Consider the following 18501-nt stretch of genomic DNA (forward strand, 5'->3'; position numbering starts at 1 on the left):
CTAGACTGGCCGGGTTCCCCCCTCTACCGAGCCGGAGACCTGCACCATGACGTCACCTCCATCGCCCGGCAGCGACCAGCGCCGCCCCTCCCAATATGAAGTGGTGGTTCAGGGCATTCAGGAGATGATCGTGTGTGGCGAGATCACCTCCGGCGATCGCCTGCCTGTCGAGTCAAGCCTGGCGTCCCGCTTCGGTGTATCGCGCAGCTCGCTGCGCGAAGGCGTCAGGGCATTGGTCGCGATGGGCATCCTCGAAACCCGCCAGGGATCCGGCACCACCGTCACATCGCTCGATCCCGGACTCCTGCTGAAGCCCCTGGAGTTTTGGGCAGGCATCCAGGCCGGCACCTCCTCCCGCGACCTTCACGGCGTGCGCCAGGCCCTTGAAGTCGAAGCCGCAGCGGTCGCGGCTGAACGCCGAACAGACGCAGACATTGCCTCCTTGCATGCGGTGCTGGCCAAGGCGGAACCCGCCATCCGCGAGCTCGACCACGAGGCGGCGATGGCCGCTGATCTGGAGTTCCACCTGACCCTGGCAAGGATTTCCCGCAACCCCGTGTTGATCGCCTTGCTCGAGGCACTCTCTCGACCCACGCTGAGGATGCGCCTGTGGCAATCGATCCACCTGAGCGGACGGCTGGCGATTACCCATCAGGAACACCTCGCCATTCTTAATGCCGTGGTCGCCGGCGATCCGAGAAGCGCCCATGCCGCCATGCAGACCCATCTCGCACAGGTGGCTGTTGTCTTGCACGACACCACCCACAGCGCCTGAGCCAACACGCCATGACTCACTGCACTAAAGCTCTGCTTCACTGGCGATGTACTGCACTGGCGACGTACTGCACTGACAATGTAGCGCTCTGGCAATGTAACGCTCAGGAAAAGCCCTGCGCGCCACTGGTGAAGTCAGTGCGGCGTGCTGTGCCAAGTGCTAAGCCAAGTGCTAAGCCAAGTGCTAAGCCAAGTACCATGCCAACTCCTGAGTCAGGTCCTAAGCCAGGTCGCCTTCACTGGCCTCCTTATCGCGGGGGTGACGCTGTACGTAGATGCCGAATGCGACGATCACGGCAAAGCACGCCGCCACGACCACATAGCTGGTCTGGGCGGAGGTGATGTCGATCAACCAGCCCTGCAGCAAAGGCATCAAGGCTCCCCCTACGATGGCCATCACCAGTCCCGCCGCGCCGTACTTGGTGTCCTGCCCCAGCCCTTCCAGAGAAATCCCGTAGATGGTCGGGAACAGCAGAGAAATGCAGGCGCTGAGCAGGACAATCGCCACGGCGCCGAGCAGGTTGCCGCTGATCACCGCCACCAGGCACAGGACAACCCCCAGCGAGCACATCCAGGTCATCAGTCGACGTGGATCAACGCGCCCCATGACACCGACCATGACAAAGCGCGACACCAGAAACACCAGCAACGACGCCTGCAGCCAATAACCCGCCACGTCATCGCTGACTCCCAGCGTCTGGGTCACGTAATGAATCGTGAAGGTCCAGGTACACGTCTGGGCCGCTACATTGAAGAACTGTGCGACGACCCCGAAGGCATACCGGCGGTTACGAATCAGCCGCCCGAAACGGCTGCCTGGTAGTCTCGTCTTCTCCCCGGGCTGGTCCGCCATCAGGGCCTTGTGAGGGGGGACGCGCACCATGGCGATGGCAATGGCGATCACCACATACACCAGGGCCAGTGTGATGTAGGGACCCATGACCGCCTGCAGCTCAGCCGACTGCATCTCCGCCAGGGCATCCCGGGTCAGTGAGGCACGCTGTTCAGCCGTAGCCGGGTTGACGTTGGGAAGAATAAACAGCGCCGCCAGCAGCACCCCCAGATTGGACCCCACCGGGTTGAAGGATTGCGCAAAGTTCAATCGCCTTGTCGCGTTGTGCCGCGGCCCCATGGCCATGACATAAGGGTTGGCCGAGGTCTCGAGAATCGACAGCCCCGCCGCCAGCGTGAACAGCGCCACGAGGAACATCGAATAGGTCATCATCTGGGAGGCGGGCAGAAACAGAAGCCCTCCGGTGGCCGCCAGCAACAGCCCGATCAGCACGCCGCCCTTGTATCCCAGGCGCGAATTGATCCAGGCAGCGGGAATCGCCAGCGCGAAGTAGGCACCGTAGTAGGCAAATTGCACCAACGATGCCTGCAGCGCACTCATCGAGAACACAGAGCCAAACACAGAGACCAAGGGGTCTGTCAGATTGCCGGCAAGCCCCCAGGCGGCAAAGCAGGTGACGATCAGGATAAAGGGCAGGAGCATGCCTTGATGCAGAAACGAGGACGGCTCGGTCGAGGGCGATGGCCCCGCCGTGGCGACAGAGGATGCATCCACAAGTGACTCCTTATAATGATTATTGAGACAATTGATCAGATGAATTGAATTTATCAGAGTGAAACTAGTTGATGGGACAAGGAAAGACAAGACGCCGACGCTAAGACAATCGTCTTAGCCTGACAGCAATAAGAAGAAATAATTTTTTATAAAACAGAGTGTTAATAAAACAGCGATAACAGCGTCAAGCCGCTTCGCATTAAGAGCGGAGAAAATCGCTCCATGATGAGAGCCAAACGCCTAGCGGTACGACGAGGATAGATAGGATGACCTGAGCAGCTGTAGTTCCACCACCAGGCATCCTGCACCGATGCGATGTTGCCGTCAGACTGCGCAAGCCAACGAGCAGCGAATCGCAGGAAGTGGCCAGAGCAGCCAACGAGACATGGCAATGCAGCCACAGGGCGATAAGCCGACAAGGGACAGCCTGTGCGCCCAGAACGCCCGAGCTCAGTACATCAGGCCAGAAACGCCAACAGGCGCCAGAAGGCGCCTGTTGGGGGAGGGCCAAGAACATGGCCCTGGGAGGAACACGTCAGCCAACGGCTGACACCAGGCCTTAGCCCAGCAGGGACAGCACGCCCTGAGGCACCTGGTTGGCCTGGGCTAGCACGGAGGTACCGGCCTGCTGCAGGATCTGGGCGCGTGTCATGTTGGCCACTTCCACCGCGTAGTCAGCGTCTTCGATACGCGAACGAGCGGCAGACAGGTTGGTCTCGGTCGTGGACAGGTTGGTAATCGCAGACTCGAAGCGGTTCTGGATGGCACCCAGGTCAGAGCGCAGCGTGTCGACCTGGCTCAGAGCAGAGTCGAGCTGCTCCAGCGGATCGGTAGTCGCCGCCTGGGTAACACCTGTCGCCTTTGAGGTGTCCAGAGTGATGCTGATCTTGTTGTCAGCCGCATTGATGGACACGTCGTTCTCGTCCAGTGCGTAGAAGGTCGTCGGGTTGCCGCCAGTAGCCGCTACCTGCAGGTAGTAGTCGCCATCGCTGTCCTTGACCACGCTCTGGCCAGTGGCCAGGCCGGTGAAGGAGGCAGCAGTCGTAGTACCAGAGGTATCCAGGTCAAAGTCGGTGGCCAGAGTAGTGGCCGCACCAGCAGCAGGAGTACCAGCAGTACCATTGACGTTGAAGCTATCCAGACTCAGCGTCTCGGAATTGATTTCGTCGAGATCAATGGTGATGGTCTCGTTGTCGTTGGCGCCCACCTGGATGGTCAGATCCTGATCCTTGGCCAGGACCTTGACGCCATTGAAGCTGGTCTCGTCGGAGATGCGATCAATTTCTGTCAGACGCTGATCGATTTCCTTCTGAATGGAGTTCAGGTCGTCGGCAGAATTGGTGTCATTCTGAGCCTGTACCGACAGCTCACGAATACGCTGCAGGTTGTCGTTGACCTGGTTCAGGGCGCCTTCTGCGGTCTGGGCAACAGAGATGCCGTCGTTGGCATTACGCTGGGCCTGGGACAGACCAGTGATCTGGGCTGACATGCGGTTGGCGATGGCCTGACCCGCGGCGTCGTCCTTGGCGCTGTTGATACGCAGACCGGAAGACAGACGCTCCATGGAAGTGGCCAGGGCGTTCTGGGAACGGTTCAGGTTCTGCTGACCGATCATGGAAGTGATATTGGTGTTGATCACGGACATGGTGTCATCCTTCCTTAAAGGGTTGGGCTCCATTGGCGGACCGTCTGGGCCTGCCGCAACGGCGCCGTTGGCCGTTACTCTCTCTATCGGATGAATTTCCAAAAGCTTTAGGACGAAGACGAAAAAACTTTCCTGCACCTTCCTGAATGGCTCGCAACGGGCTACGCAGGGTCCCTGGTTGGCATCAACGCACCGATAACACCCGAATATGAGGGCTGTTCGACGCTTTGACCTGTCAACGGCCGACCTACCATGACAGCGCTCCCCACTCCCTGAGGAAACCGTCATGAGCCAACTCCAGCGTCCACCAAAACGCCACGCCACACCTCAAAGGGGGGCCAAGCTCATCAAGATCGATGTAGAGAAGGCCCTACGGCAGGTAAGCGAGCGCCCAAATGACCCTGAAGCGTGGCAGCAACTGGGGGCCGTTCAGCGTCGCCTGGGACGCCTGCAAGAGGCTCACGACGCCTATCAGCGAGCCATTGCACTCGCACCGAATGACGCTCACTACCACCTGGAACTGGGCAAGCTGGAAATTCGTATCGGCAATTTTGCCGCGGCAGAGCAGGCGCTGGTACGTTCACTCGGTTGTCAGGCGAGTGCCGAGGGCCACCGCCTTCTGAGCCACGTCTATGACACCCAGGGCCATAAAGCCCGCGCACGCGCAGAGGCGGAGCAAGCCTTGGCCATGTCTCCTGACGATGCCGCTTGTCTCTCCACACTCGCCGCCAGTCTGGCCTCAGGGTTCGAGCTAGAGCGCGCGCGCGAGCTGTATCACCGGGCGGCCAGGCAAGATCCTTCAAGTTACCTTCCCTACAACAACTTAGGGGGCGTGGAAAGCCAATTGGGCCACCTGGATGCGGCGATCACCGCTTATCGCAAAGCCCACAAGATCGAACCAGAGGCGCCGCTGCCATTTTCCAACCTGATTACCACGCTGCACTATCATCCTGCCTACCAGCAGTCGCAGATCCTGGCGCTTGCTCGACAGTGGAGTGAGCGTTTTTCCGCGTCTACGCCACTCACGGCCGACACACCGCGAACCCCCGACAGAGCGCTGCGTATCGGCATGCTGTCCGACGGCTTCCGTGGGCACCCGGTAGCACGCATGATCACCGCCGCATTGGAGAAGGTGGACACGTCCAACCTCGCGTTCACTCTCTACAGCACTAGCCTCTGGGAAGATGCCTACACCCGTCGCCTGAAGGCCCTTGCGACAGACTGGGTCGAGGTCAAGCACCTTGGCAACGAGGCCTTTGCACAGCGCGTGCGCGACGATCGCATCGATATCCTGTTTGACCTGGCCGGTCACAACGCCGGGACCAGGATGCAGGCCATGACCATGAAACCCGCCCCGCTGATCGTGAAGTGGGTAGGGGGGCTGATCAACACCACCGGCGTCGAGGCCATTGACTACCTCTTGAGCGATGCCATCGAGACGCCGCCGGGCTGCGACGATGACTACGTCGAGAAGCTGATCCGACTGCCGGACGACTATATCTGCTACGAAGCGCCCCCCTATACGCCGGAGGTCAATGCCTTGCCGGCGAAGGCCAACGGCTATATCACCCTCGGCTGCTTCAACAATGGCACCAAGCTCAACGACGTTCTGCTGACGGAGTGGGCCACCTTGATGAAGCAGCTGCCAGAATCACGCTTACTGCTGAAGAGCCAGCAATTCAAGGGAGCCGAACGGGCCGCCAGCATTACCGCCTTTATGGCCGAACAGGGAATTTCCAAAGAGCGGATAATGATCGAGGGCCCCTCTCCCCATGGCGAGCTGCTCAAGACCTATCACCGAGTCGACATCGCGCTGGATCCCTGGCCCTACTCCGGGGGGCTGACGACCTGTGAGGCCTTCACCATGGGGGTGCCGGTGGTCAGCTTGCCTGGCCCTACCTTCGCTGGTCGCCACAGCGCCACCCACCTGATCAATGCCGGCATGCCGGAGCTGGTGGTCTCGAGCTGGGACGAATATCGTGAGCGCGTCATCGAATTGGCATCGGATCTCGATAGTCTGGCCACCATTCGCCGTCACCTGCGTGAAGTGCTGCTGGGTTCTCCCGTGTGCGACGCCAAGCGCTTTGCCCGTCACTTCACCCACGCTGTCCGGGCAATCTGGCAACGCCATTGCGAGCACAAGGCCCCCGCCGCGCTGACGTTCGACAAGGAAGGCAAGGCCACCTTCGAAGGCGACAGCGCCCCCGTCGAGATCGTACCTGTCGAGCCCCTCGACAAGGCCACTACCGACGACGGCTTCCGCTGGAACTTCGAGGGCCGCATCATCGTCGTGGACAACGGGGCGCGACTGCTGAAGACGCCGAATCCACGCGCATTTCTCGATCTCGACGCCTTTGGTGTGGTGGCCTTCGACCCGGCAAGCCAGGTGAAAAAGCCCGAGTTTCTCAAGACCCGAGACGACGTCGATCTGTTTGCCCACGCCTGCCTTGGCGATGGCACGCCCGGTGAGCTGCACGCCACCCTGGATGCAAAGCACAGCTCGCTTTTGCCGCCGGAGCCCGCGACGCGACTCCAGGAGACATGCGCTCAACCCATGCAGTGTCTGACTCGGCTGCCGATCAGCACCATTGCCCTGGACAGCATCGAGGGCCTACCCACCATCGACTGGCTATCCCTGGATCTCTCGGGAGATACCATGGCCATTCTGGAACATGGGGAAAAAGCGCTGCAGGACGCACTCTTGCTGCAGGTTCAGGTGCCCTTTCAGCCACTCTATGAAGGTCAGCCCGACTTCGCCCAGGTTAGCCACTGGGCCCACCGCCATGGCTTTCGGTTCTATCGTTTCAATACGGTTCAGCAGGCCCCAGCAGCCCAGCTCTCGGCCTCGCTTGGCGCCAGTGAGTGGCTATCAGCGGATGCGCTCTTCATTCCCGACGAGCCGCGCATGGCAAGCCTTGCACCCAACCGGATAACCAAGCTTGCCTTCGTGGCACACACCATCTTTCATGCCAAGGATCTGGCCTGGCAGCTATTGCACAGGGCTGGCAGAGAGGCAGGCTACCTGGAAGCCGAATCGGCCTCTATCACCACCGGTGATATCACGGACTCACCTGCCACCGAAGAGCCAGAGGACAGCGCCGTTCGTCTACCAGATGCCCCCCACATGACGGTGTCCGAGCAACAGCTGTTCCTGGACGCACTACGCAAGACGCAGCGCTATTTCGAGTTCGGCTCGGGTGGCTCGACGATATGGGCAACTCGCGAAGGCATCAGCGTCCATGGCGTCGAAAGCGATGCCAACTGGGTTCAGGCGCTACGCGAAGCCTGCGGCGAGACGTGCAAGGTTCGCAGCGTCGATATCGGCAGCACCCGCGAATGGGGATTCCCCGTCGACACCAGGCCAGACGAACGCTTTGAGGCCTATAGTCTAGCCATTCACGACATGGCCGACGCGTTTGACCTCATTCTCATCGACGGTCGCTTCCGCGTCGCCTGTACGCTGCAAAGCATTATCCACACCATGCGGAATGCCGACCGTCCACGGGACACTCGCCTCTTTTTGCATGACTTCTGGGATCGTCCCCACTACCACAGCGTGCTGGAGTTCCTGGAGGAAGAAAAACGGGTGGACACTGCCGGCATCTTCCGCATTAAAGAAGGCCTGTCGCTGGACAGGCTCGAACAGCAATGGCACGTCTTCAAGCATGACCCCGCCTGACGCATGATGTCCGAGGGGCGGTACTGGCCGCCAGTATCGCTCCTCTCTATGCCCAATCGCTGAGGCATGCGCGATGCGGTTGTTCTTGCGCGATCAATACTGGACTCTTGTCCACCTCTCTTGATCGGATCGGCCGCAGCCGTTGCCTTACATCGTCGATACAGGTTAGCGAATCAGAGCCATTCAGGTATGTTGAGGGGAGATATGCCACCACGCGGAACGTGGTGACATCGCGTGTCGTGCCCCGCGATCCGAAGTTGCCTTCGATGGCGGCGGCAAGACGCTGCCACAGGCATCTATCAACGCTGGCACCTGCCATGCTGGAAGCGTGGTATCGAAGCAGCACAGTACCAAGGAAACGCGAGCGCCACGCATCACCGGCGCGAGGGAGGTCGAAGGTAGGATGCCGTTCAGACTTCGTGATGTAGCAGAAGACACCTGGCTGCTGATGGCCTCCTGCGGGATGTTGATGGTGGGAGCGGCAGGCCTCGCTGCCTGGCTGATTCAGCCGGGGGGCCAGCCATTGCTGGTGCCCGATGTCGCGTTGGCCAGCCTGGCAGGCGGTGGCGGTGTGCTGCTGCAAGTGCTGGGTTACGCCAAGGGGCGCATGCTCTGTGGTGCCTTGACACTACTGCTGGCGCTATACGCTATCGTCCACGACCTGGTCGCCAGCGGCCCCATGGACGTCTTCTCGCTGCTGACGGGAGGGCCGCGCATGACCAGCTGGGCCGGCATCTCGATGCTGCCGGGCTGCGTCGCCTTGATCGTTGGCGTGGAACACCGTCACGGGCGCTTCTGGTGGCGCCTTTCCGGCACCCTGCTGCTGCTGATCGGCCTGCTGTTCACGGTCTGGCTGCTGATTCCCGGGCAAGCTCCGCAGATCTGGCAGGTGACTCGCAGCACCTCACCGATGGCGGTCTGTCTGCTCTACCTGCTGGCCGGCCCGGCATCGCTGGTGCTGGCCTCTCGTCCGCCCACACGACCACTGCACCTGCAACGGGCCAGCGTCGCGGTGGCCTGCGCTGGCGTGCTGCTCAGCAGCCTGGCCTGGCTGTCGCTGAATCATGTGCGCCAGAGCCACGTCAAGCTGGAAGCCGAACACACCCTGACCAGCATCGAACAGCGCGGCCACGACCAGATGGCGCTGCATCGTCGCTGGCTCGACCGCCTGGCCAATCGAATCGGCGACCAGAGCAGCGACGTGGAAACCCTGGCCGGGATGATCACCTTCTACCTGCGCGATGTGCAAAGCCTGGAAAGCCTGTCCCTATATCGCGGCGAAGAGCGCCTGTGGCAACGCTCCCGGCGCGCCCAGCCCGCCATCTGCCACGCCAGCACTCCGCTGAACCTGCCCGCTGGCGGAAGCCTTGAACTGGAGCTTCCCGACAACCCCTTGTCGGCACCGGCACGCATGGTCAGAACCCTGGCCGATGGGCAGCTCAGGCTGATTGCCTGCATCGACCTTCCCGGGACCCTGGCTCCTGCGGTGGCTGACGACACCATTATCCTGGCCATGCAGGATGTCGATGGCGACTGGTGGTGCGGCTTCGGTCAGGACAGCATCGAGGTCAAGGACCCCACCATTCCGCGGCTGGCGGAACTCTCCCTGTCACTGGACGGGCGCACCCTGAGCATGCGCGCCCTGCCCGGCCCGGCCAGCCCTTGGTGGCTGGCCGGTAGCCTGCCGGCGCTGATCACCCTGATCGGGCTCGTGATGTCCTACAGCCTGGCCCTGACGCTGTCGTTGATGCGCACCCTGCTATGGCAGACCCATAGCCTGGTCGCCACCCAGGACCAGCTGGAAAGCTATCAGGGCATTCAGTCGATGATCGCCCGCGAGGCGCCGCTGGCGGAAACCCTGGAAGCCTGCTGCCGACTGGTCGAAGGCCAGCTGCCGGATGCCATCGCCACCGTCCTGACGGTCGACGAAGGTAACGAGACCTTGAGCCTGGTCGCCGGCCGTGGTCTACCCGCCGACCTTGCCCCCCTGCTGGAGCGCACGCCCATCGGCGACACCTTTGGTACCTGGGCCATCGCCGCCAGGGACAAGGCCACCCGCGTCAGCGAAGACATCAGCCACGACCCGACCTGCGCCGGCATTCATCCACGCCTCCTGGACAGCGAACTGAAAGCCTGCTGGGCCTTCGCGGTGACCGCCAGCGACGACCGCCTGCTGGGTGTGGTCAGCCTGTTCTTTCACTCGCCGGCCACCCTGGAAGAGACACACAGTCGCCGGATCGAGCGCTGCCTGGAGCTGATCGCCCTGGCGGTGGAGCGCGACCAGGACCGCCAGGCCCTGATCCAGAGTGAGCAGCGCTACCGCTCGCTGTTCACCTACAACCCGGATGCCATCTACTCGCTGGATCATGAAGGCATCTTCATCGCCGCCAACACCACCTGCTCGACCCTCACCGGCGTGCCGCTGGACGATATCCTCGGCCGTCACTACGACATGTTCGTCAAGGACCGGGACCGCGGCTGGGTCAGAGAGGCGGTGCGCAAGACCCTCAAGGGGGAAGTCACTCACTACACCCTGAACATCACCACCCCGCTGGGCAAGCGGGTGATGGATATCACCAACCTGCCGATCATGATCGAAGGGGACATTCGCGGCACCTTCGGCATCGCCAAGGACGTCACCGAGCGCCACACCCAGGAAACCCAGCTGCGTATCCTGCAGCGCAGCGTCGAGGCCAGCATCAACGGCATCGTGATTGCCGATGCGCGCCTGCCGGACTTCCCCATCATCTACGCCAATCCGGCATTCATGCGGATGACCGGCTATCCCGAAGATGAAGTGCTGGGCCGCAACTGCCGTTTTCTACAAGGGGGGGAAAGCGACCCCCAGGTGGTGGAGCGCATCCGTCGGCAGCTGGCCAATCGCAGTGAGGTGCGCGCCACCCTGCGCAACTACCGCAAGAATGGCGAGGCTTTCTGGAACGACTTGTACATCTCTCCAGTGACGGATGCCGACGGCGACATCACCCACTTTGTCGGGGTACAGCACGATATTTCCGAGCACAAGGCCTACGAGGAAAGTCTGGCCTACCACGCCAGCCATGACGCGCTCACCGGGCTTGCCAATCGCGCGCTGTTCGAGGATCGCCTGCGCCACGACTTTGCCCTGGCCAAGCGTCAGCACCATCACCTTGGCGTACTGTTCATCGATCTCGACGAATTCAAGCCGATCAACGACAGTCTCGGCCACGACGTCGGTGACAAGGTGCTGGTGCAGGTGGCCCAGCGCCTGACCGACGCGCTGCGTCCCGGTGACACGGTGGCACGCTTTGGCGGTGACGAGTTCGTGGTGCTGCTGCCGGACCTGGAACAGCCGGAACAGGCGGTCAGCCTGGCCGAACGCCTGCTGCCCACGGTGGCACGGGCCTACCGGGTCGGCGAGCACGAACTGCACATCACCGCCAGCATCGGCATCGCGGTCTCCGACGACTCGACCCTGGAGCCCATGCAACTGCTGCAACAATCCGACATGGCCATGTATCGGGCCAAGCACCAGGGCCGCAATGCCTTGCAGCATTTCAGCCAGGACATCCACTGGGGCATGTCGGAGCGCGTGGCCATGCGTCACGACCTGCAGGCCGCCATCGACAACGACCAGCTGCGCCTGCACTACCAGCCGGTATTCGACAGCCACAGGGCGATCATCGGCGTCGAGGCGCTGCTGCGCTGGGAGCATCCGGTGCGCGGTCAGGTGCCGCCCCAGGACTTCATTGCGCTGGCCGAGGAGACCGGACAAGTCATCGCCATCAACCACTGGGTCCTGACCCGGGCCTGCAGCGACCTGCAACTGCTCAATGAGTCAGGGCTACGCGGCCTGGCGGTGGCGATCAACCTGTCGCCCCTGCAGTTCCGACGGGCCAACTTCCTCGAAACCGTGCGCGACACGCTCAATCGCACCGGCATCGACGCCCAGCAGCTGGTCCTGGAACTGACCGAGGGCATCCTGATGCATGACACCAACAGTGCCATCGAGACCCTCCAGTCACTGCGGGACATGGGGGTGGAAGTCGCCATCGACGACTTTGGCACCGGCTTCTCGAGCCTTGGCTATCTCAAGCATCTGCCGGTCAGCACCGTGAAGATCGACCGCACCTTCGTCAAAGGCCTGCCTGACAACCACGAGGATGGCGCCATCCTTCAGGGCATCATCGCCATGGCCCATCACCTGGGCTTGATGGTGGTGGCAGAGGGCATCGAACACGAGGCACAGTGGCAGTTTCTTAACCAGCATCACTGCGATGCTTTCCAGGGCTTTCACCTGGCACGCCCGATGCCCTTTGACCAGCTTGAACAGTTCCTGGGCGAACACCCGCTGGCCACCCAGGGAGAGGTCATGGCCCGCTCACGCAAGCGCCAGTCCTTGCCCGGCTGATACGCTCTCGCCCCCTCGCGAGCGTCATATGCCGGCTAAAGATCCACCGCTCCCCGCCGATAACCTGTGCACGAGTGAACAGGCGTCGTCGAGGAGCCCCGCAGGTGGCAGACCAACAAGAATTCGAAACCATCCGTCACCCCCAAGAAGTGGCCCAACTGCTGGACTGCCTGAGTGGGCCGCAAGGCGCCGGTCTGGTGTGGGAGAACAGTGCGGGAACTCCGGCGCCAGTGGTTCTGGTGGAGCTGCTGCCCGGCGAGTCGATCACCCTGGATATTACCGCCGCCGGCGATCTGGGCAGGCGCCTCAAGCAAGGGCAGCCCTTCCGGCTGATGGGCTACTGCGAAGGCATGATCACCCGCACCTCAGTTCTTGAAGCCAGTCAGGGCGAGGTCGTCACCGCACTCAGTGCAACGGCCCAGGCCGCGGAGGCCGCTCGCCCTCGGGGCAGCGGAGTGCCACCGCGCCAGCTGTGGCGCTGTCCCTACCCGGAAACGCTGGAACGACTGCAGCGCCGTCGCAGTTTCCGGGCCAGGCTGCGCCTGGGCATGGCCGCCGAAGCGATTCTGCACGATAGCGACGGACAGCGCTTTTCCGGTGACCTGATCGACCTGTCCATCGACGGCTGTCGCCTCGATCTGCCCCACACCGCCGCGGCACTGCTGGGCAACGGCGGCGCTGCCATCCCCCTGGAGCTGGGCTTTCCTGACGGCTCGCGGCTGACGCTAAAGGCCTGCGTCCAGCATCACCGCTTCGATCCGGAGCGTCGGCTGGTCGAGGCGGGCTTTCACTTCACCGCTGTACGCGCCCACCAGGAGCGCACCCTGTGGCAGCTGGTGAGAGAGATCGAGCGAGAGTCTGCGCGTATCGCCGAGGGGGTCGATTCGCGGCGACCGCCTTCAGCCCTGTTCCAGCCCAGCCAGGGGCGGCGCGGGCCTCGCCTTGGCCGACGCGAGGCAGAAACCTATCCCACCGACATGACCCGACGCCTGTCGCGCATCGCCGGCTACCTGCATGCCCAGGCCCTGGAGCTTGCCCAAGGAGGCTGCATCCATGGCCCGCGCCTGTCTCGCCAGACCGATCAGCTACTGGCGCTCTACGATGAAGACCGCAACGGCCTGATATTTGCGTTGCGCTTCCTGACCCGGGAATCCTGGCCGGTGCGCCATGGACTGTCAGTGGCCATCCTGCTGGTTGACCTGCTGGCCGACAGCCTGCCAGCGGAGCTGCGCAAGTCCATCACCGCCAGCGCCATGATCCATGACCTGGGCAAGGTACTGCTGCCGGCCCCCCTGCGGCTGACGCCGACCTTTGGTGACGCCGAGCGCAGCCGACTGATCCAGCACGTGGGCTGGTTGAAAGAGCGACTCAGTCACTGCGCCTGGATCAACGCCTCGGTGTTCGAAGCCGTGGCCTGTCAGATCAATGAACGCCTCGACGGCAGCGGCTACCCCCTGGGCATGCAGGATGCCGATCTGCGGGAACTGGCCCGGGCCAGCGCGGTGGTCGACGCCATCGATGCCATGCGCGCCCAGCGTCCGGATCGACCGCCCTGGCGTATCGCCGCGATCTACCGCTACCTGCTCGATCATCCTGAAAAGTTCGACAGCGTCTGGGTCAAGCGCTTCATCCAGCGCTTCGGCCTGTACCCGATCGGCGCCCTGGTGCGCTTCAGCGATGACTCCCTGGGCTGGATTCTGGCCCTGGACGACCAGGGCCGACCGGCCTGCGTGCAACGTACGACGGGCAAGCCCCCCAGCCAAGTGCCCCGCGCCCCGCTCGACGGGCCCCGGGTCGAGGGCGAGGCCCTGGCGGCGCTCGGCGCCATTCAGGGAGAAGTGATCATCGGCGCCTGATGCAGGCTGGCTCAAGTTGCCAATCACACCGCCGATAAGACGATATACCAAGCACAAGGACGCCTGTTCGAGCCACGGGCCCTCTGGCGTTCTGTCACACTGGTCACACTACACAGGAATCACGACATGGCCTCGATTTCATCGCTCGGCATAGGCTCCGGCCTCGACCTCAATGGGCTGCTCGACCAGCTCGAGGCGGCGGAACGCAAGCAGCTGGAACCCATCGTGGCCCAGCAGCAGAGCTATGAGGCCAAGATTTCCGCCTACGGCACCCTGGAAGGATCGCTCGAGAGCTTCAAGGAAGCGGTCGACAAACTGGGAGACCCGACGCTCTACCAGAGCCTGTCGAGCAGTGTCTCCGGTGAAGGCATCACTGCCAGCGCCAGCCAGGCCGCAAGCCCCGGGCGCTACGACGTATCGGTGACCCAGCTGGCCCGGGCCCAGAGCCTGGCCAGTGACGGTTTCGCGACCAAGGATAGCGAGCTTGGCGCCGGCACCCTGTCACTGACCGTGGGTGGCGAAGACATCAGTATTACCCTCAGCCAGGAAGACAGCACCCTGGAAGGCCTGCGCGATGCCATCAATGACGCCGAGGCCGGCGTCAGCGCCTCGATCATCGATACCGGCGACGCCGACAATCCTTATCGCCTGGTACTCTCCACCAGCGAGACCGGCGTGGACGCCTCCATCAGCGCCATGAGCTTCACCCCTGATGCCGGGGTCACCAGCGATCTGGATACCAAGCTGGCCTTCGATATCGCCACCCCCGACCCCGACGACACCGGCGCTGGCATGCACCAGTCCGTGGCCGGCGCCAACGCCGAGCTCAGCGTCAACGGGATCGCCATCACCAGTGCCTCCAACACGGTCAAGGACGCCATCGAAGGGGTCGAGCTGTCGTTGACCGAGACCGGCGACACCACCGTAAAGGTCGAATACAACAACCTGGCCCTGCGCGAGGCGGTCAGCGGATTCGTCAAGAGCTACAACGAGCTCAAGGGCACCATGGGCACCCTGACCAGCTTCGATGCCGAGACTGGCGCCTCCGGCGAGCTGCTGGGCGATGCCACCCTGCGCAGCATCGAGTCGCGGCTGCGCGGCACCCTGACGGGCGGCGTCGCCCAGGGCGAATTCCGCAGCCTGACCGATATCGGCATCACCCTGCAGCTGGACGGCACCCTGGAGCTGGATGAAGACCGCCTGAACGAGGTCATCACCACCCAGCGCAACGATCTTGCCAGCTTCTTCACCGGTGGTGAGGACGGTGTCGGCCTGGCCGACAGTCTCGATGACACCCTGGCCGCCATCCTGGATGACGGTGGCCTGCTCGACAATGCCACCAGCGGCCTCGAGACCCGCATGGAGAGCCTCGAGCGCCAGTACGAACGTACCGAGAAAAGCATCGATGCCACCGTCAGTCGCTACCGCACTCAGTTCGGCCAGCTGGACAGCATGATCGCCAGCATGAACCAGACCAGCAGCTATCTGACCCAGCAGTTCGATGCCCTCAATGCTCAGTTGAATCAATGACGTTGCGTCCACAACGATGATGTCGTCAGCCCCACGACAAGAGGAAGAGTGAGATGAACCAGGCACAGGCCACTTACGGCCGCGGCCGCGGCGCCGGCGCCTATGCGCGCATGGGAGTAGAAAGCGGCGTGATGTCGGCCAGTCCGCATCAATTGATCGTGATGCTGTTCGACGGCGCCCAGGCCTCGATTCGCGCCGCCAGGCTACACCTGGAAGACGGCAACATCGCGGCCAAGGGCGCCGCCATTTCCAAGGCTCTCGACATCATCAACAGCGGCCTGCGTGCTGTTCTGGATGGCGACAAGGGTGGGGAGGTGGCGATCCAGCTGGATAGCCTCTATGACTACATCGCCCGCCGTCTGCTCGATGCCAACCTGCGCAACGATGTCGCTGGCCTCGACGAAGCCGAACGCCTGATCGAGGAAGTCGCCTCGGCCTGGCGCGAGATCGGCACCCCTAATCACCCCTGAGCGCCCGAGGTTCTCCATGCCCCCGCTTGCCGAGTACCACAGTACCGACACCGCGACCCTGCTGCTGACTCGCTACGAAGCGCTGCTAGCGCTGACCGAGCAGATGCTGGCCATGGCCAGCGAGCATGACTGGGACGGTCTGGTGCGTCTGGAAACGGACTACGTGACCCAGGTCACGGCGCTTCAGGGCCCCTTGCCCGCAGACGGCATGAGCGATACCCAGCGCCAGCGTCTGGGTGAGCTGCTCGAGGCCATCCTGCACAATGACCTGGTATTGCGTGAACGTCTGGTCGAACGGCGAAACGAGCTGGGCGAACTGCTCAACGTCTCTCGTAACCAGCAGGATCTGCACCGTGCCTACACCGGCGGTCGCGTGGTGAACGCCGGCGCTCGCTTCCGTCGTGAGACGCCGTGAGCGGCATCACTCCGCTGATCGACACCCTGCTCCACCAGGTGCTGGGCAAGCGTGTCGATGTGCCCCCCGCCAAGGACCCCAACGCCCCGGTCAAGCCGATCGACCCAGGTCGCGGGCCGGGCGCCGTGCACAGCGACTCGCGGCTGGACGCTAGACGTACCGCTCACAGCAGTGTCACCACCTCCGCGCCTGCTTCAGCCGGTGGGGACACTGCACCAAGCGCTGACCGACCCGCCTCGACCATCACCCAGCTCAGCGCTCCGGGAGCACGTATCGCTGAGCTGCTGGCGCGATTTCCAGCACCGCCTTCGGCGTTGTCGCCGTCACGTCCGCTGCTGGCAACACCACCAGGGCCTGCAGCGGCTGCCCAGCCATCCCCCGCAACGCTGTCGCCAGCCGCAAGCTCGCCACCTCCGCCGGCAGCAACCGCGGCCAGCTCTGCCGCCGCAGCCTCCCTTGCTAGCCGACCGCCTGCGAGTGCGCCTGTTGCTAGTGCGCCTGTGGCTGGCTCACCCGTTGCAGGCGCACCTCTGGCTGGCCCTTCGACCCCAGCAGTGGCCCAGTTGGCCGAGCGCCTTGGCTCCAGCGTGCGTGACAGTGGCCTGTTCTACGAATCCCACCTGGGACGCTGGCTGGGTGGCGAGCTGGATCGCGCCCAACTCGCTCGGGAGCCACAGATGTGGCGCCCCCTGGTCTTCCGCCCCCTCAGCGATCCCAGCGTGGCGCCTTCGAGCCCATCGGCACTACAGGCGCCCTGGCGAACCACCCAACCCGCCGGCTTCCTGCCCAGCCTGGCACCGGTGGCCCATCCTCGGGGCGATGTCCTGGTCGAAGCGGGCGAGCGGCCCGCAGGGCGCCAGGAACCCGCGCAGCCGACCGGCGTTCACGAGAGCCTGGCGCCGCTGGTTCGCCATCAGCTAGAGCTGCTCGCCGCCCCCGTCCTGCGCTGGGAAGGCGATGTCTGGAGCGGGCTGTTCATGGCCCTGGCCATCCATCCGCCTCAACGCGAACCCGATCGGCGCGAAGGGGGCCAGCAACGCGGAGAGGAGCCTGGCGACGAGGGTGCCTGGCGCACGGACATCCAGCTCACATTGCCCGACCACGGCACGCTCAGCGTCACTGCCGTGGTCGGACAACAGCACCTCAAACTGATTCTTGCCACCGCCAGCGAACCCCTCAGGCAGCAGCTGGAACAGGGCCGCGCAACCCTGATCCAACGCCTGAGCGGCCATGGCGTTGGCGAGGTGAGCATGACCATCCAGCGAGGCGCCGACAATGACGGATGACACGCCTTCACGGCGCCAGGCCGTTGCCCTGGCTTACGGCGAGGGAGACAGTGCGCCCAGGGTGATCGCCAAGGGCTATGGGGACATTGCTGCCCGGATCATCGACCAGGCGCGCCAGCAGGGCATCCACGTCCACGACGAACCCGCCCTGGTGGGTCTGCTGATGCAGTTGAATCTGGATGAACAGATCCCGCCTGCGCTTTACCAGGTCATTGCCGAGCTGCTGGTATGGATTGGCGAGCTGAATGATGTAAGCAATGAAACAAAAAGGTAAATAAATGTACGACGCTAAGTTTACTTGGATTTTTATGGCGTCGTAAGCGTCGGTTTTCTATGAACATTCATTTTTCTTGATACATATCAGCCAACCAGCGTTGATGCGTTGGCGGCACTCTTGCCTTGCGCCACACTGTTACTGATCGACAATACCCCGGACGAAGGAGTGAAGACGAACACGTAAACGTCACACAGTGGCGATACTCTTCGTCCGCATCCCCAGGGGTGTAACAGTTTTATCTAAAGCTGGCGATGATCAGCAAAAAAGAAAACGATCAAGGCAGGGAACCTATGAGCAGTCACTCACTGATCGACGAGATTCAGGAATTGAATCTTGCCTATCTTTTGCTGGCGCAGCGCTTGCTGGCCGAAGACCGCACCACTGCCAGGCTACGCCTGAACATCAGTGAGGAACAGGCGGATCTTCTCGAGAGCTTCAACGCACGCCAATTGACCCGCCTGTCCCGCACCAACCAGCTGCTGTGCCAGCTTGGCATCGGTTCCACCGACCAGCTGCGCCAAGTCGTGGACAACCCGCGGGAGCAGGGACTTGCCCATCTTCATTCTTCCCTGCTGATGGCCTGCAACTCGGCTCGCGCCGGAGGGGCATGAC

12 protein-coding genes are annotated in these 18501 nt (G+C 62.8%); 10 read left to right on the forward strand and 2 right to left on the reverse strand.

Annotated features, from left to right (window positions below):
• Positions 1-46 precede the first annotated feature (46 nt).
• Complete coding sequence (locus KUW18_RS04675) at positions 47-775, forward strand: FadR/GntR family transcriptional regulator (RefSeq protein WP_222162345.1); 729 nt, start codon at positions 47-49, stop codon at positions 773-775.
• A 219-nt stretch (positions 776-994) separates the two neighbouring features.
• Here the strand turns inward: KUW18_RS04675 and fucP are convergent, their stop codons facing one another.
• Both fucP and KUW18_RS04685 read right to left on the reverse strand, forming a co-directional pair.
• The gene (gene fucP / locus KUW18_RS04680; RefSeq protein WP_315900643.1) at positions 995-2341 is read right to left on the reverse strand and encodes an L-fucose:H+ symporter permease; all 1347 of its coding nucleotides are present in this window, start codon (positions 2339-2341) and stop codon (positions 995-997) included.
• Positions 2342-2900: 559 nt separating this feature from the next.
• Entirely contained in the window at positions 2901-3986 is a 1086-nt protein-coding gene (locus KUW18_RS04685; RefSeq protein WP_222162344.1) for a FliC/FljB family flagellin, read from the reverse strand.
• Positions 3987-4272: 286 nt separating this feature from the next.
• On the opposite strand from KUW18_RS04685, the gene KUW18_RS04690 reads away from it, so the two are divergent.
• From KUW18_RS04690 to KUW18_RS04730, 9 genes are all read left to right on the forward strand, one after another.
• Entirely contained in the window at positions 4273-7665 is a 3393-nt protein-coding gene (locus KUW18_RS04690; RefSeq protein WP_222560916.1) for a tetratricopeptide repeat protein, read from the forward strand.
• A gap of 403 nt (positions 7666-8068) precedes the next feature.
• Positions 8069-12055, forward strand: coding sequence for a bifunctional diguanylate cyclase/phosphodiesterase (locus KUW18_RS04695; RefSeq protein ID WP_222560917.1), 3987 nt, complete (start codon positions 8069-8071; stop codon positions 12053-12055).
• Between the two features lie 104 nt (positions 12056-12159).
• The gene (locus tag KUW18_RS04700) at positions 12160-13911 is read left to right on the forward strand and encodes an HD domain-containing phosphohydrolase (protein ID WP_222560918.1); all 1752 of its coding nucleotides are present in this window, start codon (positions 12160-12162) and stop codon (positions 13909-13911) included.
• Between the two features lie 126 nt (positions 13912-14037).
• A complete protein-coding gene (gene fliD, locus KUW18_RS04705; RefSeq protein ID WP_222560919.1) occupies positions 14038-15441 on the forward strand; it encodes a flagellar filament capping protein FliD in 1404 nt (467 codons plus the stop codon).
• 53 nt (positions 15442-15494) lie between these two features.
• On the forward strand, positions 15495-15911 hold the full coding sequence (gene fliS, locus KUW18_RS04710; protein ID WP_206941896.1) for a flagellar export chaperone FliS: 417 nt from the start codon (positions 15495-15497) through the stop codon (positions 15909-15911).
• 16 nt (positions 15912-15927) lie between these two features.
• A complete protein-coding gene (locus tag KUW18_RS04715; protein ID WP_261396422.1) occupies positions 15928-16326 on the forward strand; it encodes a flagellar protein FliT in 399 nt (132 codons plus the stop codon).
• Entirely contained in the window at positions 16323-17612 is a 1290-nt protein-coding gene (locus KUW18_RS19870; protein WP_222486857.1) for a flagellar hook-length control protein FliK, read from the forward strand. Before KUW18_RS04715 ends, KUW18_RS19870 begins: the two co-directional genes overlap by 4 nt.
• Positions 17602-17886 carry an EscU/YscU/HrcU family type III secretion system export apparatus switch protein gene (locus KUW18_RS04725; protein WP_222560920.1) on the forward strand — a complete coding sequence of 95 codons (285 nt, stop codon included), beginning with the start codon at positions 17602-17604 and terminating at the stop codon, positions 17884-17886. The genes KUW18_RS19870 and KUW18_RS04725 overlap by 11 nt, the downstream gene beginning before the upstream one ends.
• Before the next feature lie 293 nt (positions 17887-18179).
• Positions 18180-18500, forward strand: a complete 321-nt coding sequence (locus tag KUW18_RS04730) for a flagellar transcriptional regulator FlhD (RefSeq protein WP_206941902.1) — start codon at positions 18180-18182, stop codon at positions 18498-18500.
• The last annotated feature ends 1 nt before the right edge of the window (position 18501 follow it).

It is taken from the genome of Halomonas sp. DP5Y7-2 (assembly GCF_019802025.1).
GTDB classification, from domain to species: Bacteria; Pseudomonadota; Gammaproteobacteria; order Pseudomonadales; family Halomonadaceae; genus Halomonas; species Halomonas litopenaei_A.